We start from the raw sequence: 25,649 nt of genomic DNA on the forward strand, positions 1-25,649 counted from the left end.
ATTAATCCGTAAAAGGCAAATAGATATTAAATTCTGTATGGCCTGGCCAACTGTCACACTCTATGTGTCCATCATGTTGGTCAACCAACGTTTGCGCGATTGATAAGCCAAGACCCGACCCATTTTCTTTATTGGTAATCATCGGGTAAAACAAGGTTTCTTTTAAACTCTTGTCTATGCCTGGACCGTTATCCGAAATTTGGATCAGCAAGGTTTTTTTCGGTGCTTTACCAGGGCGTCTATGTTGATGGTTGATACGGGTTTTTATTCTAATTTCTCCCCCATCAACGAGCGCCTGTTGTGCATTACGAATAATGTTTAATACCACTTGTTGAATTTTACTCTGATCGATATATACGCTGGGTATGCTCGGGTCATAGTCTTTCACTAACGTGATATTTGCATTGTTATCAAGCATGCTTAATTTAACGACAGACTCAAGCGCTTGGTGAATATTGCCATACGACTTATGTGGCAGTTGATTCGGGCCAAGTAAACGGTCGACTAATTCACGTAAGCGGTCTGCTTGTTCAATAATGAGTTCTGCACATTGATCTCGTTCTTGCTGATCAACCTCATACTGCAATAATTGCGCCGCTCCGCGTATACCCCCCAAAGGATTTTTTATTTCGTGGGCTAAACCACGAATTAAATTACGTGCAGCTTGATACTGATGCATTTGATTTGAGGCCTGATCGTGGCGAATTTCATCGTCCATCTGGCGGCATTCAAACAAGATATAATTGTCATCTTTATTGGTAATTCGGCGTGTACTAATTGTGAGTTTGGCATGGCGAGAATCGATGAACACCACGTCAGCTCTATGCTGGTGGCAATCAACACCATCAAAGAGTGAATACTGAGCAATGCGTTTAAGATCGATAGAGTGGTAGTTAAACAGGTTATCAAACGGTTGGTTGAGAATGCGCTTTGGCCCTAAACCAAGTAGCTCACTGGCACTATCATTGGCATAAACAAGTTTAAAATCACGGTTAAGTAAAATAACCGCTGTACTTAAATTTTTCCAAATGCTGTCGAGCAATTCTGAGTTAAATTGTGTATCACTGAGCATGGTTGCACCATTTTAGTGCGTTACGATTAAGTGCAGCTTAGCATAATCCTTTTGCATTGCGAGGCGCGTTTGAAAAAATTAATTCCCACCAAAAACAGACGCTCTGTGCATGTAGAATGTGCTAACTGGACTGACCGAAACGAGTTTATTGTTCGCATTAAATAGTTTGGCTTGTAATGTGTGCTCGCCTCGATTTACGCCTCGTAGTGCAAAAGTAGAACTATTACTTGGTTCGCCATGGGGGGCACCATTTACAAAAAGTTGTACTTTAAAACCCGTTGCAAAGCGAGGAATGACACGGGTTGTAACATAAACAGAACCGGAGTTTTCTCTGACTGTTGCTTTGTCTTCAGGTGAGGAAATAGCGATTTTAAAGTTTACGGGTGTTGCACTGGCTGTGTTATCAAGAATACTGGTGTCGGTAGCAGGCATGGTCAAGTTAGGGGTATTAAGCTTTACTTCGGTAGCACCGGGGCGTGGCGTATCAGAAAATACCAGAACACCATTTTTATCTTTCCACGAATACACTTTTTTTGTTGTTCCATAACTAAAAAAGCTTACTGATAGTAACAAAAATACCAATAAAGTTGTTCTTTTCACCCTGCGACCCTGCATTTTTTTATGTAATTAAAACTGTAGAGGAGAACACGCCTAATTACCATTAAAAAAGCCCGCCAAAGCGGGCTTGAGAACACACATTAATTATTTACTGTCTACGACGTATTAAACGCTGTAGTACATTTCGAACTCAACTGGGTGAGTTGTCATGTTAAGTTTTTCAACTTCTTTGTTCTTAAGTGAGATGTATGCATCAATTAGGTCGTCAGTGAATACACCACCTGCTTTTAAGAACTCACGGTCAGCATCTAAAGCAGCAAGTGCTTCGCTTAGTGAAGAGGCAACTTGTGGGATCTCAGCTGCTTCTTCAGCAGGTAGATCGTATAAGTCTTTATCCATTGCATCGCCAGGGTGGATCTTGTTTTGAATACCGTCAAGGCCAGCCATAAGCATTGCAGAGAATGCTAAGTATGGGTTTGCTGTTGGATCAGGGAAGCGTACTTCGATACGACGTCCTTTTGCAGATGGTACTACAGGGATACGGATTGAAGCAGAGCGGTTACGTGCAGAGTATGCAAGCATTACTGGCGCTTCGAAACCTGGTACAAGACGTTTGTACGAGTTAGTTGACGCGTTAGCGAATGCGTTGATTGCTTTAGCGTGCTTGATGATACCACCGATGTAGTAAAGCGCTTCTTCAGAAAGACCTGCGTATTTGTCACCAGCGAAGATGTTCACGCCATCTTTACCTAAAGATTGGTGACAGTGCATACCAGAACCGTTATCACCTACAAGCGGCTTAGGCATGAATGTCGCTGTTTTACCATAAAGGTGAGCCATGTTATGGATAACATATTTCATCTCTTGGATTTCGTCAGCTTTTAATACCATTGTATTGAAGCGTGTTGCGATTTCGTTTTGACCCGCAGTTGCTACTTCGTGGTGGTGTGCTTCAACAACTTGGCCTAGCTCTTCAAGAACTAAACACGTTGCTGAACGCCAGTCGTGAGATGAGTCGATTGGTGAACATGGGAAGTAACCACCTTTAACACCTGGACGATGACCTTTGTTGCCACCTTCGTAATCTTTATCTGAGTTCCAAGCCGCTTCGATGTCGTCGATTTTATACATAGAACCAGACATGTCTGATTTGTATTTAACGTCATCAAATAGGAAGAACTCTGGCTCTGGGCCAAATAATACTGTGTCTGCGATACCAGTTGAACGCATGTACTCTTCTGCACGTTTAGCAACAGAGCGAGGGTCACGCTCGTAACCTTGAAGTGTTGAAGGCTCAACAACGTCACAACGTACGATTAAAGTTGCTTCTTCAGAAAATGGGTCCATTTTTGCAGACTCAGGAACAGGCATTAATACCATGTCTGATTCGTTGATACCTTTCCAACCAGCAATTGAAGAACCGTCAAACATTTTGCCGTCTTCAAAGAAGTCTTCATCAACTTGATGATGAGGAATAGAAACATGCTGTTCTTTACCTTTGGTATCAGTAAAGCGTAAATCAATGAACTTAACGTCATTTTCTTTGATAAAATCTAAAACCGATTGTGACATGTGTCCTCCAATTGTTGGGTTTTATTTTTGCTGCATTATTGCTTTTGTTCTATGTAAGCTGGTTTCATGCCAAATTTTTAACGCCTTGTTTAGGCTTATAAAAATAAAATAAAGCGCATTTTGTTAATTATTTTTGCACTATTTTGGTGCGTAAAATGTTCATTGTGGTGCGTTATGCTTATTGGTTGTATTTGCACAACGATTAGCCACCCTAGATAGCATAAACGAAATGTGCATTAGTGCCAAAATATTGCTAAAAAGGTGATTTTTTACCAGTTTTGATGTTCGATTAAAGATAAAATTAATAAAATTGTCATTTATAAAACAGATACTTATAAAAAGCCTGAAGAAAGTTTATAAAATTGTATTGGATAAACTTTCATCCATGCCATTATTAAGGGATAATATGCGCCCTTTTAAATCCTATGCTTAGACATCTGTTGAAAATGCAGGTGAGTGCGTAGATCTTGCAGGATCAATGAGATTCAATTTCTCTGAGAAAAAATATGAGCATCGAAAAGTTAAGAAATATAGCGATTATCGCCCACGTTGACCACGGTAAAACAACTTTGGTTGATAAACTGCTTGAGCAATCAGGCACATTAGAAACACGCGGCGGTAATGAAGAGCGCGTGATGGACTCAAACGACATTGAGAAAGAACGTGGTATTACCATTTTGGCTAAAAACACAGCCATCTCTTGGAATGATTACCACATCAATATCGTAGACACCCCAGGACACGCCGACTTCGGTGGTGAAGTTGAACGCGTACTTTCGATGGCTGACTCAGTATTGTTACTTGTTGATGCTCAAGAAGGTCCAATGCCACAAACGCGCTTCGTAACGCAAAAAGCGTTCGCGCAAGGTTTGAAGCCAATCGTTGTTATCAATAAAATTGATAAGCCGGGTGCACGCCCTGATTGGGTTATGGATCAAATCTTTGATTTATTCGATAACCTTGGTGCAACTGACGAACAGTTAGACTTTAAAGTTATCTACGCATCAGCTATCAACGGCTGGGCAACATTAGATTTAGACGAACCATCTGACAACATGGAACCTATGTTCAAGATGATCGTTGACGAAGTATCACCACCGGATGCAGATCCTGAAGGTGACTTCCAAATGCAGATTTCTCAACTTGATTACAACTCATACGTAGGTGTAATCGGTATCGGCCGAATCAAGCGTGGTTCTGTAGCGCCTAACCAACAAGTAACTATTATCAGTGCTGATGGCACAAAACGTAATGGTAAAATTGGTGCGGTTCAAAGCTACTTAGGTCTTGAGCGTATTGATACAGACCGTGGTTATGCGGGTAATATCGTAACTGTGACAGGTATCGGCGAATTAAAAATCTCTGATACAGTGTGTGCGCCTTCTAACGTTGAAGCGTTACCTCCGCTATCAGTTGATGAGCCGACAGTAACAATGACGTTCTCTGTAAACACGTCGCCATTTGCGGGTAAAGAAGGTAAGTTCGTAACATCACGTAATATCCTTGAGCGTTTACAAGCTGAGCTTGTTCACAACGTTGCATTACGTGTTGAAGAAACTGACAACCCAGATAGCTTCCGTGTATCAGGCCGTGGTGAACTTCACTTAGGTATCTTAATCGAAAACATGCGTCGTGAAGGCTACGAGCTTGCTGTTTCTCGTCCAGAAGTAATCTTACGCACTGTAGATGGTGTATTAGAAGAACCGTACGAAACAGTAACGATTGACTGTCAAGAAGAGCACCAAGGTTCTATCATGGAACAAATTGGTCTGCGTAAAGGTGAACTAACTGACATGGCGCCAGATGGTAAAGGCCGTATGCGTATGGACTTTATGATGCCGAGCCGTGGTTTAATCGGTTTCCAAACTGATTTCATGACGCTTACATCAGGTTCAGGTCTTATGTACCACACGTTTGATCATTACGGTCCTCATAAAGGCGGTAACATCGGTCTACGTAAAAATGGTGTAATGATCGCTAACGCAACAGGTAAAGCGTTAACTAACGCATTATTCAACCTTCAAGAGCGCGGTAAGCTATTCATCGGTCACGGTGTAGAAGTTTACGAAGGTATGGTTATCGGTATTCATAGCCGTGATAACGACCTAACAGTAAACGCACTTAAAGGTAAGCAGCTAACGAACGTTCGTGCATCAGGTACTGATGAAGCGCAAACATTAACACCACCATTGAATTACACACTTGAGCAAGCGCTTGAGTTTATCGATGATGACGAGTTAGTAGAAGTAACACCTGAAAATATTCGTATTCGTAAGCGTCACTTAACTGAAAGTGATCGTAAACGTGCGAGCCGTGCTTCTAAAGGCTAATTTACGCTTTTAGCTCACGCAAAATAACACGCCGTCGTATTGCAAAATACGGCGGCTTTTTTGTTTAAGGAGACTCGTTTTTTGCTGTCAGCCGTAAGATCACACTCACAAATGTTCGTTCTTGTTGTTACTAGTTTTTGTTGTTACTAAGGGGTGGCGTATTTTATTTCTATTGATAAATTAATTACTTGTCTACTAACCTCTAACCTCTAACCTCTAACCTCTAACCTCTAACCTCTAACCTCTAACCTCTAACCTCTAACCTCTAACAGCAAGTTGCTACTTTTTTGCTAAAGCCTCTATCTGTACTATCTTTTTAAATCTACCTTGAAGGAGATCAGGATGTATTTAGTCAGGCTTATTTATACGAGTGAAGTTTGTGAAGGATTTGGGCCGAGTGATATTGAGGATATCATTGAAAAAGCACAGAAAAATAATCATGCGTCGAATGTAACAGGGTTGCTGTGTTTTAATAGTTCGCACTTTTTACAGTGCCTAGAGGGATCTCGACAGGCGGTAAATGCAACCTACCATAAGATCTTAAATGATAATCGGCATCGAAATATTATTATGCTGAATTACTGCGAAATTTACGAAAGGGAGTTCGAAAACTGGTCAATGGGTTATATTCCGTATTCAAAAATAACCACACCGCTTAATTTAAAATACTCAGGCACCAGCGAATTCGATCCGTTAGCAATGTCAGGAGGCAGTGCACATAAACTCATGATGGCACTGAGGGATACATTAGTAAACCAATAACCCAAATGGAGTGTCACTGCCATGACACTCCAGGAATACCTACACCTTTGAGTGCGCCAAAATGTGAGTTTAGTTTTCTATTTTTAGCAGTTGAGAGAGCTGATTTGCGTGTTTTGGGGTGATCAGATCTGCGAGTGTATAGTTATCTAAATGAAGGAAAAAAGCCTCCATTGCTTGTGCAAATATTTGTTTAAGTTGACAGGCGGGGGTGATAACACATTGATTGTCATTACCAAAGCATTCCACCAACGTAGACCCTTGCTCTTGTAAGCGCACTAACTCACCAATGTTAATCTCGGTGGGATCTTTGCTTAAGCGGATACCGCCATTCTTTCCTCTCGTCGCAATTAAATAGCCTCTATTACTTAGCTCTTGCACTACTTTCATGAGGTGATTTTTTGAGATTTCGTATTTTTCAGCGATCTCTTTAATGGTCACAAGCTCACCATTATGTAAGGCAGTAAAAATCAAAACACGCAGTGAATAATCTGTAAAACGAGTGACATTCATAGTGAGACTCTAAAATTTTAAATATGCATCTATTTTACATCTTTAATAAACGCGTGTAAACTTCTTAAAGATTCATTTCAAATGCATGTTTAAATAGGGGTGTTATATGAATTACTTAAATTGGCCTATCAGTAAAATTGCGACAGAAATTCCCGGTGCAACAGCACTCTTTTTTGCGCACCGAATAAACTTTTGTTGTCAGGGGCATCTGGTGTTGTCAGACGTTATCGAAAAACGAAATATTGATCGCGAAGAAATCATTTCAGACATAGAGGTTTTGCTAAGCAGGCAAACCGCTATTGATTACCACAACCTGAGTAATAAGGAATTGGTTGAGCATATTCTGACTCGCTATCACCGTGTTCACCGAGTACAGCTTGAAGAGTTGATACGTTTAAGTGAGCGTGTTGAAGAGGTGCATTTTGATAAGCCTAATTGTCCTAATGGTTTAGCGAATCATTTGAAGAATATGTATGTAGAGTTAGAAGATCATATGCAAAAAGAAGAGCTTATCCTCTTTCCAATGCTGCAAGCCGATACAATCCCTGCCATGGTCAGTGGACCAATTAGCGTAATGATGGCGGATCATGAAGCCCATATCGCAGAAATAGAGAAAATCTACCAATTAACAAATGATGTCACTTTGCATGCGGGAGCATGTAATACATGGACGGCTTTGTATTTAGGGTTGCAGGCATTTATTAGCGATTTGAATATGCATATTCATATTGAGAACGCTATTTTGTTCGCACGGGTTGAGGGACGATAGAAATGAGAGAATACAAAAAGTTATGGTGGACCTTGTTTGCTGTTCTTGCTGTTACATTTGCTATTTTGGGTTACTTTGGTAAAGAGGTATACCGAGTTGCCCCTCCTATAGCTGCAAAATATGTCACCACATCGGGGGAGCTGTACACAGGTAAAGAGGCGATTTTAGATGGTCAAACTGCATGGCAATCAGTAGGGGGAATGCAACTAGGCTCAATTTGGGGGCATGGTGCTTATCAAGCGCCTGACTGGACTGCTGATTGGCTTCACCGTGAGATTATTAATTGGTTAGATATTGCTGCACAAGCGCAATATGGTGTGCTTTTTGATGAGTTAACTGAGCAGCAAAAGCAACCATTGCTGTGGGAAGTAAAGAGAGAGTACCGCACTAATACGTATGATAAACAATCTGACACGGTTACTTTATCGACGCGTCGGATAGCGGCAATTAAGCAAACAGCGCAGTACTACAACGATTTGTTTGGAGGGGCAGAGGCATTACAGCAAACACGTAAAAACTATGCAATGAAAGAGGTGACACTTCCTGATCCTGAGCGTCGTCAGCGTCTAACTGAGTTCTTTTTTTGGACGGCATGGTCCGCATCGACAGAGCGCCCTGATGGGGATGCAACCTACACTAATAACTGGCCGCATGAGCCACTGATTGATAATAAACCGACCGCTGAAAACATTGTCTGGTCAATTGTTAGTGTTGTGATACTAATTGCAGGTGTCGGTGGATTGATTTGGGCATGGTCATTTTTACATAAAGACGAGGCTCCCCCTGAGGCTCCAAAAGACGATCCAATAGCGAGCTTTAATTTAACGCCTTCTCAAAAAGCATTAGGTAAGTATTTATTTTTAATTGTTGCTCTCTTTACGTTCCAGGTTTTATTGGGTGGATTTACTGCGCACTATACTGTTGAAGGGCAGGGATTTTATGGCATCAATACCTCAGAATGGTTTCCTTATAGCCTAGTAAGAACATGGCATATTCAATCGGCATTATTTTGGATTGCGACAGGGTTTTTAGCTGCAGGTTTATTTTTAGCGCCGATTATTAACGGCGGTAAAGATCCTAAGTTTCAAAAAATAGGTGTTGATATTCTTTTCTGGGCGCTAATTATCGTCGTGGTTGGGTCATTTATAGGCAACTTTTTAGCCATCGCGCAAATTATGCCTCCCGAGTTAAGCTTTTGGCTGGGACATCAAGGGTACGAGTTTGTTGATTTAGGCCGACTTTGGCAGATTGGTAAATTTACAGGCGTCGCATTTTGGCTGCTGCTAATGTTACGTGCAATTGTTCCGGTATTTAAACAAGAAGGAGATAAAAACCTACTGGCATTATTTACGGCTTCAGTGGTGGCAATCGGGCTGTTTTACGCTGCTGGGTTTTTCTATGGCGAACGAACGCATATTTCGGTAATGGAATACTGGCGTTGGTGGATTGTGCACCTATGGGTAGAAGGTTTCTTTGAGGTTTTTGCAACCGCTGCGCTGGCTTTTATTTTCTATAATATGGGTTTAGTCTCTAAACGTTCGGCAACAATTGCGTCATTGGCGTCTGCATCGTTGTTTTTATTAGGCGGTGTGCCAGGCACATTCCATCACTTATATTTCTCTGGTACAACGACCCCTGTAATGGCAGTGGGAGCAACCTTTAGTGCGCTGGAAGTAGTGCCGTTAATTGTGCTTGGTCATGAAGCGTGGGAGCATTATAAATTAAAAAACCGTACTCCATGGATGCTAAAAATAAAGTGGCCATTAATGTTTTTTGTCGCTGTCGCATTTTGGAATATGTTAGGGGCCGGCGTATTAGGGTTCTCAATTAATCCGCCTATTTCACTTTATTATGTACAAGGTCTTAATACGACGGCTACCCATGCTCATGCCGCATTATTTGGTGTGTATGGCTTTTTAGCTCTTGGCTTTACCTTGTTAGTACTGCGTTATATTCGTCCTCATCTTCAATTTGATGACACTTTAATGAAAACTGCTTTTTGGTGGATGAATATCGGTTTAGCGTTAATGCTATTTACCAGTTTATTACCTATTGGAATCATTCAGTTCTTTGCAAGTGCTTCTAAAGGGTTGTGGTATGCACGCTCTGAAGCGCTACTACAAAGTGACACCTTGGTGATACTAAGATGGGTAAGAACGGTTGGTGATATGGTGTTTATTGTTGGCGCATTTGCCGTTAGTTGGCAAGTCGTTAAAGGGGTCTTTGCAAAGCAAACCTGCAACCAAAGTGCTTGAAGCGCAAGAGACACACTCACTGTAATAAATAAAATGAGGGTGAGGTAATAACTCACCCCCATTTTGGAATGTTATAAATGAACCTGCTCACCTTCATTTAAAATATACAGGGGAACAGGTTTATTCATGCTATGAGACATGTGTAGTAAACGCAGTAATGCTGAGTGACTTGAATGGTCGCCCATTTGCCAACTTGCATTACCATAACCCCATGGGATCATTACTTTACAACTTAATTCACGTGCTGCATTCAAGGCATCTTCGGGTGTGGTATGCACATAGCGATACCATTTACCATTTTCTTCGTGATAGTAAGATGCGATTGGCATTAAGCACACATCTATTTCACCATACTTTTGCTTAATATCGCTAAAATGCTGTGAGTAGCCGGTATCCCCTGCAAAAAATAGTGTGTTCCCATTTTGCTCAAGTAACCAACCATTCCATAAATCTTTGTTGTTATCTTCGTAGATAAATGGCACTAACACACGACTGCTAAAATGGTGCGCTGGCACAGCATGTATTGTTAAATCATTAATTGGGGTGCTGGCATACCACGCCATCTCACTAATATTAAAACCACCTGTTGGAAAGTTATCAGCGACGCCTAGGGGCACTAAATAGCGAGGCTGATTGCCAATTTCTTCGATGTCGGCTTTATTGAAGTGGTCGAAGTGGATGTGTGAATACATGACAGCATCAATCTGATTTAGCTCATTTTTTGTGGGCCAAAATCCGGGGTTGCGATACATGCCGCCAGCCAGCTTAAAGGCTAAATCGACCGGTGAATCAAACTGCTCTTTGACGGGGTCAAATAGCAGGTGCTCGCCGTTAGGTGTCTCAATCATAAAGCTGGCATGCCCAAGCCAACGTACAGTAAAACCGGTGTTAATCGACGCTGGATTCTGCTGACCTTGATATAAACAGTGTGAAGGAGTGTCATTACATTGAAGTAACTCAGTCTCGGGATAGCAATCATCAGTACAGGTTGTTGGGTAGTGTTTATCACCGGGATACAGGTTGTGATAGCGACCAGCTCGCTCACCTTCATTGTGCAAAGGTATAACAGACTCTTGCCCTGCTATAACATTAACTGTGTTTGGACTACTGCAGGCACTGAGTAGCGCCGCAGCAATTATAACTTTAAGGTGGTTCTGCATAAGGTGACTAACTTTTAAACTTTGCGCACAGTGTAGCAAATTAACATACCGGGTAAATCATCGAAAGGTAACAAGACGTAACAATAAAAAAGCCTACGATATTGTAGGCTTAGTGATTTAATTTATTTAAAAAATGTCGGTGCCGAGAGCATCTAACTGCTCACTGTGTTTACTCAAATTTTTAGCCCGCTTTATTCATTTGTTCAATGAATTTATTTGAATCTTCAATCGACTTGTTCATATCGTCCATTAAGATTTTGATATCGCGTTTTAAATTAGTGAATTCACCTTTTATTGCTGTCACAGCTTGAGCATTCAAGTTATGTTTTAGATATAAAACATTGTCATGCAATGACGACAGGACGGGTTCCATTTTACTTTCGGCGCTGCGCATTGAACGAAGCAATTGGTCAAACTGGCGCTTCGTTGAATTAAGCTTTTTGCTGCTTTCACGCTTGAGAGAAGCGCTTTTGTACTGTTCTAGTTCGTCAGCCCACTCTTCAAAAAGTGCTTCGGCTACATCTTCAACTTTGTTGATATTACTGGTGACATCGTTCGCTGCCGCAAGGCTCGATTCATAATCATTATTAAGTTGAGTATAAGCTTCTTCGAGTTCACCGCCATCAAAGTTAATTAAGGTCGTTAACCTGTCTAGTGCAGATTGAAACTCTTCTTGCGACTCTTGCTGTGATTCTTTCGTTTCTTCAACACGGTCTACTAAAATATCGCGTTTATGCACTCCGACTGATTCCATGGCTGAGTAATAAGCTGACTGACAGCCTGATAATGCCATAGTAACTGCAAAGAGTGGTGCGCTTAAAAGTGTCAGTTTTTTCATTGAGTTCCCTTTTTAGATGCCTGTCGTTTCAAATTATGTGGTGGATTGCTATGATTATCAAAACATTTTAGCAGAAAGTTGGTTCTATGGATGAGAAACTCAGTCGTTATAAGTTGCAAATAAGTATTTTCTTAAAGCAGCAACCGGGTTGGTGGATGCAGTATTTGACCCGCTGTATTGATGATCAGATCACGGTTAATGCGGGTTACCTTGCTTATGTCACCTTATTATCCATTGTACCGTTAGTGGCTGTGGGGGTCGCGATATTCTCTGCATTTCCTGGCTTTGAAAGCACTCTCATTACCATTGAAAACTTTTTGTTCACTAATCTTGTGCCCACTTCCTCTGATGTCATTAAAGAGCATATCAGTGCGTTTGCGGGGAATGCGAATAAAATGACCGCCGTGGGGGTTGGCTTTTTGGCTGCGGTGTCGCTTTTATTGATCCGCAATGTTGATGCCACCCTGAATCGCATTTGGCGAATTAAGAAAAAACGCCCGATGATGATCTCATTTGCAGTGTATTGGATGGTATTAAGTTTGGGGCCGGTCTTGTTAGGAGCAAGTATTGGTGTGACGTCTTATATTGTTTCTTTGGTGTCGTTTGCCGATCAGGGGATACCTGGCTTCAGTGGATTTTTGTTAAAGCTTTTACCTTACATTATTTCCATGGTGGGCTTTATTATGCTCTATACTTTAGTTCCTAACACACGAGTTCCATTTAGAGCGGCAATTCCAGGGGCGCTGTTTGCAGCTATGTTATTTGAGCTGACAAAAAAAGGCTTTGCGCTGTATATCAGCCATTTCCCATCTTATGAAGTGATTTATGGGGCCCTTGCGACAATTCCTATTTTATTTGTATGGGTTTATTTGTCGTGGATTGTCGTATTACTCGGTGCAGAATTTACGGTCTGTATCAGCCCTGAGAAAATAGAAGACACTCCTGATATAGACATTTAAATACACTGCACCTAAGGAGAGCGAGGTGCAGTTATATCCACAGTACAATGCAAGTCGTGACTATCACTTAAGCGTGGGTGATGGGCATCAAATACATGTTCAAGAATACGGTGATCCTCAAGGCATGGTGGTTGTGTTATGTCATGGGGGGCCGGGGGCGGGTCTTCGGCCTGAAAATTGCCGATTTTTCGATCCCGCACGTTATCGGGTGATCATGTTTAGCCAACGCGGCTGTGGTCACTCAACGCCGCACGCAACTAAGGCAAATACCACCTTGGACTTAGTCGCCGATCTGGAGTTTTTGCGTTCCCAATTAGGTATTAACAAATGGCTTGTGTGTGGCGAATCGTGGGGGGCGACGCTTGCCTTAGTGTACGCGATTCATCACCGTGAACACGTGGCAGGACTCATCTTGCGTGCCAGCTTTTTAGCCTGTGACAGTGACTTTGAGTGGCTTTACACGACGCGTGGAGCTGGTGCTCACTTTTATCCCGAATGTTTTAAAGCGTTTGCTCATCAGTATTCTAACTGGCATGAATTACTTGATTTTTACCATGCGCAGTTAACCTGTGATGATCAAATCAAGGCCAGTAAGTATGCTAAGCGTTGGTGTCAATGGGAGCAGGTACTTTGTCATGGTGAACCATTAATAAACTGGAGTTTACATGAACCTCATGTTGGCCTAAACCAAGCTACGCTCATGGTGCATTATTTTCGACATCATTGCTTTATCGAAGAAAAATTTATAGCAGAAAACTGCAAAGAACTTGCTCATTTACCTATTTGGTTTATTCATGGCCGTGCTGATTTAGTGTGCAGGTACAGTGCGGTACAACAGTTAGCAGAGCAGCTTAATGCGCAATTACTTATTTTAGATGGGGTTGGGCACAGCAATGATAATCAGGTATATTTGGCGGCCATGCGACGTGCCGCAGATTTAATGTATATCAAGTTATCGAGGGATCAATGCAAGGCTTAATTCAAAGAGTAACCCAGGCTAAAGTTGAGGTAGATGGGGAAGTTGTTGGTGAAATATCAAAAGGTATTCTGTTGTTATTAGGGGTTGAAAAACATGACACGGAGCAATCGGCAGAAAAGCTTTTGCACAAGGTGAGTAATTACCGTATTTTTACTGATCAGCAAGGAAAAATGAATTTAAGCTTGCAAGACATCCAAGGTGAGCTATTAGTTGTGTCGCAGTTTACGTTGGCTGCTGATACCAAAAAGGGGATGCGGCCAAGCTTTTCAAGTGCAGCTACCCCAGCGCAAGCCAATGCGTTGTACGAATATTTTGTAGAAAAAGCCAAAGCGGTCGATTTACGAGTTGCCACAGGGCAGTTTGCTGCTGATATGCAGGTAAGCTTATGTAATGATGGGCCCGTTACTTTTAACTTATCTGTGTGATTACTTTCTGATCATAACGATATGATTAACGTAGTTGGGTATTTTTTCAATACTTGGGCGTTTACCAAATTCGGTGATCAGTAAATGCTCAAGTTGTTTTAATTGTGATGGATGATTCGATAAAAAATTAATAAACAAGTGGCCATTTTTAGCCATTGCAGCCCGAAGTTTTGCGTAAAATGCGTGTTTGTATAAAAACAGTGGCGCTTCTACCTCACTAAATAAATCTAAGATAATCCAATTGTATTCATTGCCTTGTTCTAACACCTGTTGGGCATCAAAACAGCGCAGGTTATTGGCATGGTTTCCGCCAAAATAGCGTTTATAGCAATGAATAATATCAGGGTTTTTGTCTACCGAAGTGAGTTGGCTTTGAGGGTAAGTGTGTTGTAGATAATTACGAATTGCACCACCCCCTAAGCCAAGTTCCAGCACTTTTTTAGGTGCTTCGAGTTCTTGCCAATGTTTTGCAAGGTATTGTAAATGTGGGAAAAATAATCGAGCTGGCCGGCGTTTTTCAATAACAGATTGCAAGGTTTCATTAATTAATAACCAACGTAGCTGATTTAGTTGCCTTACTTGAATACAGTCATTACCTTGTTTATGCCAGTAGATAAGCTGCCCGAGTCGGTGGCATTCCTCAATAAAACTGTGTTTCACTGCGCCACTGGGTTCTAAAAAATGTTCCATATTTCGGGCCTTTAGCGGTTGAATTACAAAAATAATACAATTATTTCAGCATAGACCAGCACACTTAAAGTGCCAATTGTGCAGTAGTTTTTACAGCCTTAAATAATAATTTAGGTTGGGTCACCAAAGTATTATTCCAACTTGAGTGAAGATCGCGTATCGTAATTTGCATTCGTCAGGCCACGTTAAAATAACAACAGACAGTGGCTTAACTATCACAGGAGTATTTATGTTTAAAGTGACCACCCCACAAAGTAGCGAAGATTGGCAAGCGTATTATTCATTGCGTTGGCAAGTTTTAAGAGCACCTTGGGGCGAGCCGCGTGGATCTGAGCAAGATGACTTAGAGCAAGACGCAGAGCACCGCTTTATCAAAAATAATGATGGCGAGGTATTGGGGGTAGCGCGTCTGCACTTCAATAATCATCAACAAGCACAAGTGCGTTATATGGCTGTGGCTGAGGGTAATCGTAATCAGCATATTGGTAGTCGTTTGTTGCATGAACTCGAAAAAATAGCATGGACACAAGATGCCGATGAATTAGTCTTGTTTGCGCGTGAACGGGCGCTCGACTTCTATAAACGCCACGGTTATGAAGTTAAAGAAAAAGCACATTTGGCTTACAATGATGTACAGCATTGGAAAATGGTGAAACAAAAGCCGTCTGAGCCAGGCTGGTTCCGTCACCCTAATTGGACACAAGTGCTACAAAATACGTGGCGTGAATCAATTCCAATCAGTGATGCAATGGGTATTAAAGTTGAAAGTTATACTGACTGGCAGTTTACGACCCGTGCTGATTTAGATGCCAATTTAAACTTACATAACACGATGTTTGCCGGTTCCATATACAGTTTAGCGACATTAACAGGGTGGGGAGCAACCTATCTTGCATTAAAAGAAGCCGGTCTTGAGGGAAATATTGTGTTAGCTGATGCGAACATTAAATACCTAAAACCTCTCAATAACGATCCCCGAGGCCGTGTTGAGTTGCAAGGCTGCAAAGGGAAGTTAGCTGATTTAGAATCAAATGGTAAAGCAAGTTACCATGTCCCAGTGAATGTGTACGATGGCGATGTGTTAGTTGCTGAGTTTGAAGGGCACTTTATCGTAAAAAAATAGCATAGTTTTAGCCTTTAACAGCGGGCGCTAAGTTGCTCGCTGTTAAAGGCTCATAATGCGTTGCTTACAGTAAGTCTGTTAAAAGAATACCCACACCAAAACGCTCTATATCGGCATTGTAGTCAATTAGGCTCTCACCATAACCGTTGAAATATTGTGCGTAACCACGTAACCGTCCCCACAGCGGGAAAGACCAATCAAGTTGGATTGCACCGCGATTATCAGAATTTAAGTTATTACGCGACATAAAGCTAAATTCATGTTCGTTGTAGCGATACGCCCCAGAGAATTCAAAGTAGCCCATGTATTTGTAGATATCGGGGTTATCATCGCCGCGAGCTTTTAACTCGTTATCTTTTTTGTCTTCAGGAATGCGGTACCAAGGTTTAAAGCTAAATACAAAGCCGTTTTTTTCCCATAAAAAGTCAGCGTATATGCGATTCCATGAACGTGAGTTTGGCTGGCTGCGGCCATTAGACTGATGCGATGCACCAATGGCTATCGCCATTTCATCACCCCAAAGTACATGCTCAGGATCAAGGTAGTTTATCCAGAATATTTCAGGCTCGTAGTTGGTCTCGCGAAAGGGTGATGAAATATCTTTGTTATAAAACTGCCAAAATGATTGCATGGTAAAAGCAAAAAATACGCCTTGGTCTTTATCAGAAAAGCCCTCAAAAATAGGCACTTTTATTGATAATTGATATTTAACTTCTAGGTTATCAAGTGGCTCGCCATCGGCGTCATCAGCCAACTCTTTTAAACCATCAAACGGGCGAACATTCGGATCAGACACATAAGAAAGTGGTAAAATGTAATTACGTTTATGGGGGGTGATTACATTGCGGTTCTTTTTACTCACTTCTTCACGCGCTTTACGCTTATCCAGAGCGGTCAGCTTTTTGCTTTCGTCTAGATCGGAGCATTTCTTGCGCAGCTGTTCGAGAGTTTGCTGACCATCTCCGCCAATCGCTTCATTTAATATACATTGCTTAACTAATTCGAGCGCATCATCTTGCTCATTCGTATTTTGCTCTTCGGTTTGGGCTAAAACAGGTACGGAAAATAAACTCGCGGCAACTAGCCAAATACGCCATCCCATTGCGATTCCTTTAAATAGATGTAGAAGTGTGATCAGTATAGTGATTTTTACATAACTCGCCGTGAACTTGTACTGAATTGTGGACAAATGTTATCTCTACCGCTTAATCGGCGAGTTTAAACACGGTTTAGGTAAGGTGGAATTGACAGAGGCGAGGACTTGTTAAACGCTATTGTAAATAGAGAGCCCCAAGCTAGGCTTGGGGCTCTAATATAACGGCCTTTGGATAGAATCCTGTTGGCCGTTGACTCTCACGCAATGAGAAGGAATGAGCTCTGGGTTTAATCACAGCTCAAAGACATTGGTAAAGAACTTATAAAGCTCAGTACCTTGGTTTACGCTCGCTGATGCGAAATGCAATATTGCAATCGCGTCTTTATCAAAACTGAGTGTTTGCAGTGGTTGTTCACATAAGTAGCGCTCCATACGTAAAATATGGGCTATCGGCTCACCTGCTTTGATATGACCGCCTAACGGTGCTAAGTACTCGACCATACCGCCCATCGGGGCGTAGTAAGCAATGTAGTCATCGAGCATACAACCGTAACGAGTCATCGCTTTAGGCTGATACGCTGCATCAACAAATACACCTTTATGAGTCAAGTAGCTTAAAATACTGTGTGCATCTTCAAGGGCGGCACTCAAATCAATTTTTTCTTGGCTGCCAAGCTCAACAGTAAAAGCCTCGACCTGTACTGAAAGTTCGCGTCCGTATTTAGTAAGCTCTTCAGATAAAGACCACCACGGGCAAAAGCTTGCTTCATCCATCGCACCCCCAAAGTCATTAGGTATGAGCAATACATGTTCAATATTGAAGTATTGTGCGCTGTTTTTGGCATACTCTGGACAATATAGGTGCTGGCTTGAGATTGGGCCTGTGTGAAGGTCTAATACGATGTCGGCTTGATGTGCCAACTTTTGTAAGTTGAGCGCGATACGTTTACCCGTTGTTAAGCTGTAATCTGGGCCGTTTAGTTGTGCATTGATATCTGCGACTAACGCGTCTTTAAGAGCACTTCTGATCGTGTCTTCATTGCTTGATGCATGCTGCTCTGCAATCTGGGCAGGTAACGCGTTGTTAAAGCGATACATACGGTTCCAGTTGGTCCCTGTGATGGGATCAAAACGACCTAATGTAAATTCCCCCGACTTTTGGTTGCAGCCAATCGGATTTGCATAAGGGACAAGTGTGATATCACCGCGCAGTTTAAGCGTTTTTAATTGTTCAAGTAGCTGGTAAATAACGGCATTACCTTGTACTTCTGCACCATGCATGTTGGCCTGAATGTAAACGCTTGGGCCACTTCCATCGCCTTTTAAGCGATAGACTGGGATGGTCAATGGTAAGCCATTCGCAATTTCGCCGACGACAATGTTTTCTTGGCTAATTAAATCTTTACTCATGGTGATTACCTTAAATAATAGCTGGCATCTTCAGCGCTGCGGATACATTCAATGTTGCCTTGCTCAATGACGTATTCGGCAGCAAGTTCATGGCATAAAAAGTACGGCATACTCTCTGTGAAACCATAAGCACCACATTGACTGAATATGAGCCAGTCATGTTCATCTACGTCATTCGCTAATGTATGTTCACCTAAACAATCAAGCGCGGTACAAAGTGGACCATAGAGTGTCATTGTTGTCAGTGAAGCCTGTGATTCACGCAATACTGTAACTGGGAAGTCTTGGTTTGTGACCGCAGGACGAAGCAGGTGATTAATCCCGCCCGATAAAATCACTTGCTGTTGGCCATAGTTTTCTTTTCGCTCAACCACAGGTGTTGCGTAATGACCACATTCACCTACGGCATAACGGCCTAATTCCATCCAAAGTTCCGCTACACCGGCTTGAGCTTTAATGCTGGCAAGGGTCTCGATAAGTGCTGACCAGTCTAATCGGTTGGCATCTTGAGTATAAGGGATGCCTAAGCCGCCCCCTAAATCGAGTATGTTAAGTTCAATCCGTAATGCACGTGCTAGTTGCTGTAATGGCTGGATCATAGCGCGCCAAAGCGCTGCCAGTTTGTCAGTGCTGAGCATGTTGCCCCACTGAAAAATATGCAAACCATCAACCTTAAGTGCTGGGTAGTCATTGACATTAAGCGCGTGCCACTCTTCACAACCAAGGCCAAAAGGAGTGAGGCTATCGCCACCAAGCGGGTTCTTTTCGCTGTCTGGCCAGCGAAGTTGTACACGCAATAATACTTGCAGTTGGCAGTTAGCTTTTGTGGCTTGCTCGTTTAGCCAACGGACTTGGTTAATGCTCTCGGCGACGAAAATACGCACACCTCGCGCAATAAAATGACTAATTTGTGCAGGGCTCTTTGCTGGCCCTGTGTTGAGCACGCGCTCGCTATTGATGCCTTGAGCAAGTACTTGCTCAAGTTCACCTTTACTCGCCACATCAAAATTAAACCCCGCACTGTCTAAACACTGAATAATGCGAGACAGGGGATTAGCCTTAACGGCATACCACAGTTTCACATCGGTTTGGGCAGTGAGTTGTTTTAAATGTGTCGTTAATTTATCAAGGTCATAGATAAAAAATGGCGTATCAAGGTGCGCTGAAACTTGTTCAACTGCTTGCTTGATGGGCGTGCTCAAAAAGCTCATTAACGTAAAACCTCTTCTAATAACAATGACGCGTCACTTTGTTCGTCACGGTATTTTACGATGAGCGCACATGACATGCTGAGGCCTTGCTCGCGAGCCCATGCATTGGAAGCAGGGCGAGAACCTGGGATCACAATAGCGTACTCAGGGATTGGTTCGCCTTTTTCTAATTGGCGTTCGTTCACGCAATCATAGACTGGAATGGTCGCAGACAAGCGGACTCCCGGTGCAAGCACTGCGCCTTTTTTAACGACAACGCCCTCTACAATCACACAACCTGCGCCGATAAATGCATCATCTTCAATAACCACAGGACTGGCACCAATTGGTTCAAGTACGCCACCTAACTGAACCGCTGCGCTCAGATGAACATTTTTACCCACTTGTGCACATGACCCTACTAAAGCGTGGCTATCGACCATAGTCCCTTCATCAATAAATGCTCCGATGTTTACATATGCGGGTGGCATAATGATCGTGCCCTTAGCAACGTGCGCACCTCGGCGAACACTGCTACCGCCAGGGACCATACGCACACCTGCATCTGCGGCAAAGCCTTGAGGGGCTAAATTGTGTTTATCAACAAATCCACCAGGAAACTCCGTGTTTGTGCCATTTTTAAAGGCCTCTAAAATGCCTTGTTTTACTTCAATATTGGCATGCCAGTTGCCATTCTCGTCTTGTGTTGCGGCACGTACTGTGCCCGATTCTAAGTTATTTAATAATGCTAACCAGCTCATGATAAAACCTGTTTTTAGTTCCAAGATAAAATTGTGTTGTTTGCGTGGGTGATGCTGTCTGTATGCTCAAGCTCTAAATGAGTCAGCGGTGGACGTAATTGCGGGGTGTTTATTCTACCTTGCAGGTGCATCAGTACTTTTACGGGAATTGGGTTTGCGACAGCAAATAAGCTTTGAATTGCGCTAGACCAATCGGTGAATAAATTGGGATGTTGACCACTTAAACTTCGTTTAACAAACTCATGAGTTTGACTTGGCCATGCATTCGCCGCCACTGACACTAAGCCTTTAGCACCCGCTTGCGCAAAATATGGCATCAGTGCATCGTCACCACTAAAAATGGCGAGCTTAGGTGAGGCCGTTCTAAAGCCTTCAAATTTGCCGATGTCACCACTGGCTTCTTTAAGTGCCCACAGGTTTTTATGATCGGCGAGGTTTTTAATGACGGTAGGTGAAATCTCAACAGCACTGCGTCCAGGTACGTTGTATAGCATACATGGGTGTTTACTCGCATTTAGTAAGCTTTCAAACCAATGAGTTTGGCCAATAACGCCAGGCTTTGCATACAGTGGTGAACCTAACAAGTAGCCATGAATAGGCAGTTGATTGCAGTACTCGACCCACGCAACTTGTTGCTTAAGGTTCATACCACCAACGGCAACCATAAGCGGTACGCTAGGGGTTAGCTGGCATACGTGCTCAACAATGGCTTGTTGTTCTTTGAGTGAAAGAGCAAGCCCTTCACCGGTACTGCCCAGCAATAAAATACCATTGTTGGCAGCTTGTTGTTCAGCCACAAGCTGTTCAAGGGCGATGTAGTCTACCTCGCCAGATTCAGAAAATGGCGTGATTAGCGCTGTCCATAATGGATAGTCGTTTAAATCAAAATTGTTGATCATCTCTCACGAACTTATAAGGTATTCGAAGAGTCAGTACGGAAACAATTGAATGGAGCCGCATGTCGTCATTCGAACAAGGTATAATTCGAAGAGCGAATGGGCTTAAAATAATAAAGACGCGACGGCCTTATTATACTAAGACCAGAAGCTCTCCACCAAACTTATCAATAGCATTGCTATTGTTGGTGACAGTCGCTGGGATTCAGCCCAGTCGCCCGAAATAAGCACCTCACAAACGGTGTTACTTCTCGGCGTTAATTTCCCCTCACGTATGATCAACAGAGTCTGTGCTCTTCCCATACGCTACCTGAATAACGCACCTCTTCCAGCCCTTTATGCTCGCTTTAACGTTAAAGCCAACATAATGAAATAGGGTATTGGCGCTGATTAAAGCATTTTAGCCTTCTAGGTGTCAAGGCGGTGGATTTGTTTTTTATTGACCAATTAAGCAATCGGGTTACGTATAACTTCGTTTTTACGTACACTTAGAACGAAGCAGACGAATTGGAAGAATGATGGAAAAGTTTACCGACATTTATCAACGAGCCGTTAAAAGAAAAGGCAGTGAAGAAATGCTGCATGCACTGTTATCAAACCCGCTCGATGATGCTGATATTGCTAACATAGCGGATGATTTATGGTTGGAGGAGTTCACTCGTAAGGTATTTCAAAGTGGATTCTATTGGTCTGTAATCAATAATAAATGGGCGGGGTTTCGTGAAGTATTTTGGGACTTTAGCGTCGAAAAACTATTGATGATGCCACCTGATATGCTCGAACAAAAAGCGATGGATGAGCGAATTATTCGCAATTTCAAAAAAGTGCAAACAATTCCTGAAAATGCTTACATGATCCATGAAGTCGCTGAAAAAAATGCAAGCTTTAGCCAATTTATTGCACAGTGGCCCAGCGACAACATTATTGGTTTATGGGCTTACTTGAAGAAGCATGGCGCACGCTTAGGCGGGAACACCGGCCCTTATGCGTTGCGCGCGATGGGAAAAGATACCTTTTTGCTCTCGCGAGATGTGGAAAGTTATCTTCGTGCTCATCAGCTCATTGATGGGGGATTGCAGACCAAAAAATCACAGCAAGCGGCGCAGAACTTTTTCAATGAACTACAGCAGCAAAGTGGTTATAGCCTGCAAGCACTGAGTCAATTAGTTGCTTATGGAGTGGGTGATAACCGAGTAGGCATTGCAACACCCTAAGGAATAATATGAAACTGCACACCCGATATACAGACATTAGTGATCTGTTAGCAATTGAAGACACCCCAACAGCGGTTTCTGACCCGAACTTATTGCTATTTAATGCTAATTTAGCCCGCGAGTTTGACATTAGCACTGACCCTGAGTTTTTAGCAAAACGTTTAAGTGGCTCAGAGGTAGATAACGCTGTAAAGCCTGTGGCGCTTGGCTATTCGGGTCATCAATTCGGTCATTTTTCGCCGCGTTTGGGGGATGGTCGTGCGCACTTGCTTGGTGCCATTGAAGATAAACATGGCGCATTATGGGATTTGCAATTAAAAGGTGCAGGTGCAACGGTTTTTTCGCGTGGGGGAGATGGTCGTTGTGCACTAGGCCCTGCCATACGTGAATATATCATGAGTGAAGCCTTGGCGGCCTTAGATATTGCAACTACCCGTTGCCTTGCTGTTGTAACGACTGGAGAAACTGTTTACCGACAACCCCCACGACCCGGTGCCGTTGTAACGCGTGTCGCGAATAGCCATATCCGTGTTGGTTCATTTCAATATTTAGCAACTCAGGGTGATATTGAAGGACTTGAAAAGTTAGTTGAATACGCAATTAGTTGTCATTTTCCTGATATTAAAAGTGAAGGTGAGCAGCGTATTACAGACTTTTTAGCGGCGGTAATCGATAAGCAGATTGAGCTTGTTGTGGGCTGGATGCGAATTGGGTTTATTCATGGTGTGATGAACACAGATAACACATTAATTAGTGGTGAAACCATTGATTATGGCCCGTGTGCAATGATGAATCAGTTTGATTTAGAAACAGTTTTTAGCTCTATTGACCACCAAGGACGTTATGCTTTTGGTAATCAACCAACTATTGCAAATTGGAATTGCGCGCGTCTTGCAGAAAGCTTATTACCGCTTTTTAAAGATGAGGAACGTGCGCTCAGTGAATTATCAGCGATTATAAATGGCTTTGCTGCTAAGTTTAACACGGCATTTGATACCATGTGGCGACTAAAGTTAGGTTTAGATGGCGAGCAGGCAGGCGATCAAGCATTAGTTTCAGAGTTACTCACTTTGATGAAACAACATAAACTTGATTACACGAACACATTTAATGCGCTGACAGAGTCATTACGAACAGATTTCCCGCTCCCGGGTAGTTTAAAAGAATGGCTTTGTAAATGGCGGTTAAGAACTTCGGGTGAAAGTTACGGAGTGATGCGCGCTGTTAATCCTGCAGTCATTCCACGTAATCATAATATTGAAATGATCTTGACTGAATATGAGCAAACGGGCACGAGTTCATCGATAGGTGAGTTGTTGAAAGTCTTAGAAAACCCGTATAGCTATGAAGAGCGATTAGCAGCGTGGTACCAGCCCCCTCATGATGGGGATAGTCATTACCAGACTTTTTGTGGTACTTAAGGGCGATGTTGAACAATATATTGCAGCTGTAAATGCTCATTTTTTAAAATCTAAGTGTTCGCCGATTGAGCAAGGTAGCTGCCAGTGATATGATTTATATCAATAAAATAGCACTAAAGTTTTGCTTTTTAACGAATATTTACAAATAAAGTTGCTTTCAACTTGTTGATTTAAAAATAACCAATATAATAGTGTAATTGGGAATGGACTTTAATCGGTTTTGAGGTCAGTAAATTAGGCGGAAAAAGCAGCTTTTGTCTGATTTTAACAAAGCGATCTAAAGGCATTGTTATGCAAAGTTATTTAGATAACCTATTATTATGGGTAATTGACTGAAATTACTCGGCAAGATATTTGTTCTGTACCGAGTGTGTTAAGTTTTGATTAACTATTAGTCGACTACTCTGTTTAAACTGATTGAGCTGGGATGACTTAGCTACAATTTTAATTGTGAAAATGGGAAGGAAACAATGAAATTAAAATCACTTACTATTGCTTTAGCATTAGCTGCAACTAGTGCATCAAGCTTCGCAGCCGAAAAACAAGGTTTTTATATCGGTGCATTTGGCGACTACTATGATGCGTCTTGGGAAAATGTTCGCGATTTCGCGCCAGGTGGCCTAGATGTTGATGACTCTACAGGTTGGGGTTTAGAGCTAGGTTATCGCTTCAGCGATTACTGGAGCGCTCGTCTTGAGTATGCTGATATGGATTTTGATTACAGCGTAGCTCTGAACGACGGCACGACTATGAGCGGTTCAGAAAGCGGTAAGCGTTACGGTATCGATGGTTTATATCACTTCGGTGGTGGCCCATTCTACGGTATCTTCGGTTTGAAAAACCTTGATGCAGTTGACGAAGACCTAATGTTCGCTAACCTAGGTGCTGGTTACCAACATTACTTCACTGACAATTTCGCATTTAACGCTGAAACGTCTCTATACCAAGGTCTTGACCGTGGTTATACAGATGTAGGCGCTAAATTAGGCTTAAGCTACATTTTTGGTGCTCAAGAATCTTCAGCTGAGCCAGTTGAGCCAGCTCCAACAGTTGTTCCTGTTGCTGTTGAGCCTGTAGACAGCGATGGTGATAACATCCCTGATGCTGACGACCAATGTGCTAACACACCGATGACTGATGCAGTTGACGGCACGGGTTGTACATTATACGAAGACCGTGAAGTAACGAAGAGCTTACTAATCACGTTCCCTAACAACACATCTAAAGTGTCTCAACAGTACTTAGATGACATCGCTAAAGCTGCTGCTTTCTTAAAAGAGCACCCAGGCACTAAAGTACTACTTGAAGGTCACACTTCATCTGTAGGTAAAGCTGACTACAACAAGTGGTTATCTAAGAAACGTGCTGATGCCGTTGCTAAGAAACTTATTGAAGATGGTATCGATGCAGAGCGTCTAACGACTGTTGGTTTAGGTGAAGAGCGCCTTAAAAACCCAGCTAATACAGCTGAAGCACATGCTGAAAACCGTCGTGTAGAAGCACACGTAAGCGTTATTGAGCGTGTAAAAGTAGAGCGTTAATAATTAACCTTTGCGACTAATTTTAAAAACCCAGCCAAGTGCTGGGTTTTTTATGGTTAAAATAGTGTGCTCATAAGGATAAGTCGTTAAGCCAATCTGCAAAAATACCTACCCCAGT

Annotated in this window: 23 protein-coding genes and 1 riboswitch; of the genes, 11 read left to right on the plus strand and 12 right to left on the minus strand. The window is 42.4% G+C overall.

What is annotated here, in order from left to right; genetic code table 11:
* Position 1: 1 nt before the first annotated feature.
* From glnL to glnA, 3 genes are all read right to left on the minus strand, one after another.
* Positions 2–1,072, minus strand: a complete 1,071-nt coding sequence (gene glnL / locus IT970_RS01100; RefSeq protein WP_036974163.1) for a nitrogen regulation protein NR(II) — start codon at positions 1,070–1,072, stop codon at positions 2–4.
* 78 nt (positions 1,073–1,150) lie between these two features.
* Positions 1,151–1,672, minus strand: a complete 522-nt coding sequence (locus tag IT970_RS01105; RefSeq protein WP_374027190.1) for a DUF4124 domain-containing protein — start codon at positions 1,670–1,672, stop codon at positions 1,151–1,153.
* A 123-nt stretch (positions 1,673–1,795) separates the two neighbouring features.
* Entirely contained in the window at positions 1,796–3,202 is a 1,407-nt protein-coding gene (glnA, locus tag IT970_RS01110; RefSeq protein ID WP_036974159.1) for a glutamate--ammonia ligase, read from the minus strand.
* Positions 3,203–3,708: 506 nt separating this feature from the next.
* On the opposite strand from glnA, the gene typA reads away from it, so the two are divergent.
* The gene (gene typA / locus IT970_RS01115; RefSeq protein ID WP_036974157.1) at positions 3,709–5,532 is read left to right on the plus strand and encodes a translational GTPase TypA; all 1,824 of its coding nucleotides are present in this window, start codon (positions 3,709–3,711) and stop codon (positions 5,530–5,532) included.
* A gap of 342 nt (positions 5,533–5,874) precedes the next feature.
* Positions 5,875–6,294 (plus strand): BLUF domain-containing protein, encoded by a 420-nt coding sequence (locus tag IT970_RS01120; protein WP_065978929.1) that lies wholly within the window; start codon positions 5,875–5,877, stop codon positions 6,292–6,294.
* 69 nt (positions 6,295–6,363) lie between these two features.
* On the opposite strand, the gene IT970_RS01125 is transcribed toward IT970_RS01120, so the two are convergent.
* Positions 6,364–6,804 carry an RrF2 family transcriptional regulator gene (locus tag IT970_RS01125; RefSeq protein ID WP_036974153.1) on the minus strand — a complete coding sequence of 147 codons (441 nt, stop codon included), beginning with the start codon at positions 6,802–6,804 and terminating at the stop codon, positions 6,364–6,366.
* Positions 6,805–6,910: 106 nt separating this feature from the next.
* Between IT970_RS01125 and IT970_RS01130 the strand changes: the two genes are divergently transcribed.
* A complete protein-coding gene (locus IT970_RS01130; RefSeq protein WP_036974150.1) occupies positions 6,911–7,573 on the plus strand; it encodes a DUF542 domain-containing protein in 663 nt (220 codons plus the stop codon).
* A gap of 2 nt (positions 7,574–7,575) precedes the next feature.
* On the plus strand, positions 7,576–9,828 hold the full coding sequence (locus IT970_RS01135; RefSeq protein WP_196857545.1) for a nitric-oxide reductase large subunit: 2,253 nt from the start codon (positions 7,576–7,578) through the stop codon (positions 9,826–9,828).
* Positions 9,829–9,899: 71 nt separating this feature from the next.
* On the opposite strand, the gene IT970_RS01140 is transcribed toward IT970_RS01135, so the two are convergent.
* Together IT970_RS01140 and IT970_RS01145 are read right to left on the minus strand one after the other, a co-directional pair.
* Positions 9,900–10,988 (minus strand): MBL fold metallo-hydrolase, encoded by a 1,089-nt coding sequence (locus IT970_RS01140; RefSeq protein ID WP_196857546.1) that lies wholly within the window; start codon positions 10,986–10,988, stop codon positions 9,900–9,902.
* Between the two features lie 181 nt (positions 10,989–11,169).
* Positions 11,170–11,826 carry a DUF2959 domain-containing protein gene (locus IT970_RS01145; protein ID WP_036974143.1) on the minus strand — a complete coding sequence of 219 codons (657 nt, stop codon included), beginning with the start codon at positions 11,824–11,826 and terminating at the stop codon, positions 11,170–11,172.
* Between the two features lie 86 nt (positions 11,827–11,912).
* Between IT970_RS01145 and IT970_RS01150 the strand changes: the two genes are divergently transcribed.
* Genes IT970_RS01150 through dtd form a run of 3 tightly spaced genes read left to right on the plus strand, consistent with a single transcriptional unit; the run spans position 11,913 to position 14,189 of the window.
* Entirely contained in the window at positions 11,913–12,785 is an 873-nt protein-coding gene (locus tag IT970_RS01150) for a virulence factor BrkB family protein (protein ID WP_036974141.1), read from the plus strand.
* 25 nt (positions 12,786–12,810) lie between these two features.
* Positions 12,811–13,764, plus strand: a complete 954-nt coding sequence (locus IT970_RS01155) for an alpha/beta fold hydrolase (protein ID WP_196857547.1) — start codon at positions 12,811–12,813, stop codon at positions 13,762–13,764.
* Entirely contained in the window at positions 13,752–14,189 is a 438-nt protein-coding gene (gene dtd, locus IT970_RS01160) for a D-aminoacyl-tRNA deacylase (protein WP_036974137.1), read from the plus strand. The genes IT970_RS01155 and dtd overlap by 13 nt, the downstream gene beginning before the upstream one ends.
* Here dtd and IT970_RS01165 read toward each other — a convergent pair whose 3' ends face one another.
* Complete coding sequence (locus IT970_RS01165) at positions 14,190–14,879, minus strand: spermidine synthase (RefSeq protein ID WP_196857548.1); 690 nt, start codon at positions 14,877–14,879, stop codon at positions 14,190–14,192. It abuts the gene before it with no gap.
* Positions 14,880–15,108: 229 nt separating this feature from the next.
* Between IT970_RS01165 and IT970_RS01170 the strand changes: the two genes are divergently transcribed.
* On the plus strand, positions 15,109–16,002 hold the full coding sequence (locus IT970_RS01170; RefSeq protein ID WP_036974132.1) for a bifunctional GNAT family N-acetyltransferase/hotdog fold thioesterase: 894 nt from the start codon (positions 15,109–15,111) through the stop codon (positions 16,000–16,002).
* Between the two features lie 64 nt (positions 16,003–16,066).
* Here the strand turns inward: IT970_RS01170 and IT970_RS01175 are convergent, their stop codons facing one another.
* The 5 genes from IT970_RS01175 to dapA all read right to left on the minus strand — a co-directional run bounded on the left by IT970_RS01175 (position 16,067) and on the right by dapA (position 21,358).
* A complete protein-coding gene (locus tag IT970_RS01175) occupies positions 16,067–17,104 on the minus strand; it encodes a phospholipase A (RefSeq protein WP_074989655.1) in 1,038 nt (345 codons plus the stop codon).
* Between the two features lie 285 nt (positions 17,105–17,389).
* A complete protein-coding gene (locus IT970_RS01180; protein WP_074989656.1) occupies positions 17,390–18,508 on the minus strand; it encodes a succinylglutamate desuccinylase/aspartoacylase family protein in 1,119 nt (372 codons plus the stop codon).
* Between the two features lie 5 nt (positions 18,509–18,513).
* Positions 18,514–19,719, minus strand: coding sequence for a PLP-dependent decarboxylase (locus tag IT970_RS01185; RefSeq protein ID WP_196857549.1), 1,206 nt, complete (start codon positions 19,717–19,719; stop codon positions 18,514–18,516).
* Positions 19,719–20,459 carry a 2,3,4,5-tetrahydropyridine-2,6-dicarboxylate N-succinyltransferase gene (locus IT970_RS01190; protein ID WP_036974123.1) on the minus strand — a complete coding sequence of 247 codons (741 nt, stop codon included), beginning with the start codon at positions 20,457–20,459 and terminating at the stop codon, positions 19,719–19,721. The genes IT970_RS01185 and IT970_RS01190 overlap by 1 nt, the downstream gene beginning before the upstream one ends.
* A 14-nt stretch (positions 20,460–20,473) precedes the next feature.
* Complete coding sequence (dapA, locus tag IT970_RS01195; RefSeq protein ID WP_074989658.1) at positions 20,474–21,358, minus strand: 4-hydroxy-tetrahydrodipicolinate synthase; 885 nt, start codon at positions 21,356–21,358, stop codon at positions 20,474–20,476.
* 137 nt (positions 21,359–21,495) lie between these two features.
* Positions 21,496–21,691, minus strand: a riboswitch (Lysine riboswitch).
* A gap of 182 nt (positions 21,692–21,873) precedes the next feature.
* Here dapA and IT970_RS01200 point away from each other — a divergent pair.
* The 3 genes from IT970_RS01200 to IT970_RS01210 all read left to right on the plus strand — a co-directional run bounded on the left by IT970_RS01200 (position 21,874) and on the right by IT970_RS01210 (position 25,531).
* Positions 21,874–22,569 (plus strand): DNA-3-methyladenine glycosylase I, encoded by a 696-nt coding sequence (locus IT970_RS01200; RefSeq protein ID WP_074989659.1) that lies wholly within the window; start codon positions 21,874–21,876, stop codon positions 22,567–22,569.
* Positions 22,570–22,577: 8 nt separating this feature from the next.
* Positions 22,578–23,990, plus strand: a complete 1,413-nt coding sequence (locus IT970_RS01205; RefSeq protein WP_118843925.1) for a protein adenylyltransferase SelO — start codon at positions 22,578–22,580, stop codon at positions 23,988–23,990.
* A 470-nt stretch (positions 23,991–24,460) separates the two neighbouring features.
* Positions 24,461–25,531 (plus strand): OmpA family protein, encoded by a 1,071-nt coding sequence (locus tag IT970_RS01210; protein ID WP_075594171.1) that lies wholly within the window; start codon positions 24,461–24,463, stop codon positions 25,529–25,531.
* The last annotated feature ends 118 nt before the right edge of the window (positions 25,532–25,649 follow it).

It is taken from the genome of Pseudoalteromonas sp. A41-2, from assembly GCF_015767615.1.
GTDB classification, from domain to species: domain Bacteria; phylum Pseudomonadota; class Gammaproteobacteria; order Enterobacterales; family Alteromonadaceae; genus Pseudoalteromonas; species Pseudoalteromonas lipolytica.

What these genes read in the sequence shown, in the direction of transcription:
- glnL (WP_036974163.1), bottom strand. Translation starts at nt 1,072, where the DNA reads ATGCTCAGTGATACACAATTTAACTCAGAATTGCTCGACAGCATTTGG.
- glnA (WP_036974159.1), bottom strand. Translation starts at nt 3,202, where the DNA reads ATGTCACAATCGGTTTTAGATTTTATCAAAGAAAATGACGTTAAGTTC.
- typA (WP_036974157.1), top strand. Translation starts at nt 3,709, where the DNA reads ATGAGCATCGAAAAGTTAAGAAATATAGCGATTATCGCCCACGTTGAC.
- IT970_RS01120 (WP_065978929.1), top strand. Translation starts at nt 5,875, where the DNA reads ATGTATTTAGTCAGGCTTATTTATACGAGTGAAGTTTGTGAAGGATTT.
- IT970_RS01125 (WP_036974153.1), bottom strand. Translation starts at nt 6,804, where the DNA reads ATGAATGTCACTCGTTTTACAGATTATTCACTGCGTGTTTTGATTTTT.
- IT970_RS01130 (WP_036974150.1), top strand. Translation starts at nt 6,911, where the DNA reads ATGAATTACTTAAATTGGCCTATCAGTAAAATTGCGACAGAAATTCCC.
- IT970_RS01135 (WP_196857545.1), top strand. Translation starts at nt 7,576, where the DNA reads ATGAGAGAATACAAAAAGTTATGGTGGACCTTGTTTGCTGTTCTTGCT.
- IT970_RS01140 (WP_196857546.1), bottom strand. Translation starts at nt 10,988, where the DNA reads ATGCAGAACCACCTTAAAGTTATAATTGCTGCGGCGCTACTCAGTGCC.
- IT970_RS01145 (WP_036974143.1), bottom strand. Translation starts at nt 11,826, where the DNA reads ATGAAAAAACTGACACTTTTAAGCGCACCACTCTTTGCAGTTACTATG.
- IT970_RS01150 (WP_036974141.1), top strand. Translation starts at nt 11,913, where the DNA reads ATGGATGAGAAACTCAGTCGTTATAAGTTGCAAATAAGTATTTTCTTA.
- dtd (WP_036974137.1), top strand. Translation starts at nt 13,752, where the DNA reads ATGCAAGGCTTAATTCAAAGAGTAACCCAGGCTAAAGTTGAGGTAGAT.
- IT970_RS01165 (WP_196857548.1), bottom strand. Translation starts at nt 14,879, where the DNA reads ATGGAACATTTTTTAGAACCCAGTGGCGCAGTGAAACACAGTTTTATT.
- IT970_RS01170 (WP_036974132.1), top strand. Translation starts at nt 15,109, where the DNA reads ATGTTTAAAGTGACCACCCCACAAAGTAGCGAAGATTGGCAAGCGTAT.
- IT970_RS01175 (WP_074989655.1), bottom strand. Translation starts at nt 17,104, where the DNA reads ATGGGATGGCGTATTTGGCTAGTTGCCGCGAGTTTATTTTCCGTACCT.
- IT970_RS01180 (WP_074989656.1), bottom strand. Translation starts at nt 18,508, where the DNA reads ATGAGTAAAGATTTAATTAGCCAAGAAAACATTGTCGTCGGCGAAATT.
- IT970_RS01185 (WP_196857549.1), bottom strand. Translation starts at nt 19,719, where the DNA reads ATGAGCTTTTTGAGCACGCCCATCAAGCAAGCAGTTGAACAAGTTTCA.
- IT970_RS01190 (WP_036974123.1), bottom strand. Translation starts at nt 20,459, where the DNA reads ATGAGCTGGTTAGCATTATTAAATAACTTAGAATCGGGCACAGTACGT.
- dapA (WP_074989658.1), bottom strand. Translation starts at nt 21,358, where the DNA reads ATGATCAACAATTTTGATTTAAACGACTATCCATTATGGACAGCGCTA.
- IT970_RS01200 (WP_074989659.1), top strand. Translation starts at nt 21,874, where the DNA reads ATGGAAAAGTTTACCGACATTTATCAACGAGCCGTTAAAAGAAAAGGC.
- IT970_RS01205 (WP_118843925.1), top strand. Translation starts at nt 22,578, where the DNA reads ATGAAACTGCACACCCGATATACAGACATTAGTGATCTGTTAGCAATT.
- IT970_RS01210 (WP_075594171.1), top strand. Translation starts at nt 24,461, where the DNA reads ATGAAATTAAAATCACTTACTATTGCTTTAGCATTAGCTGCAACTAGT.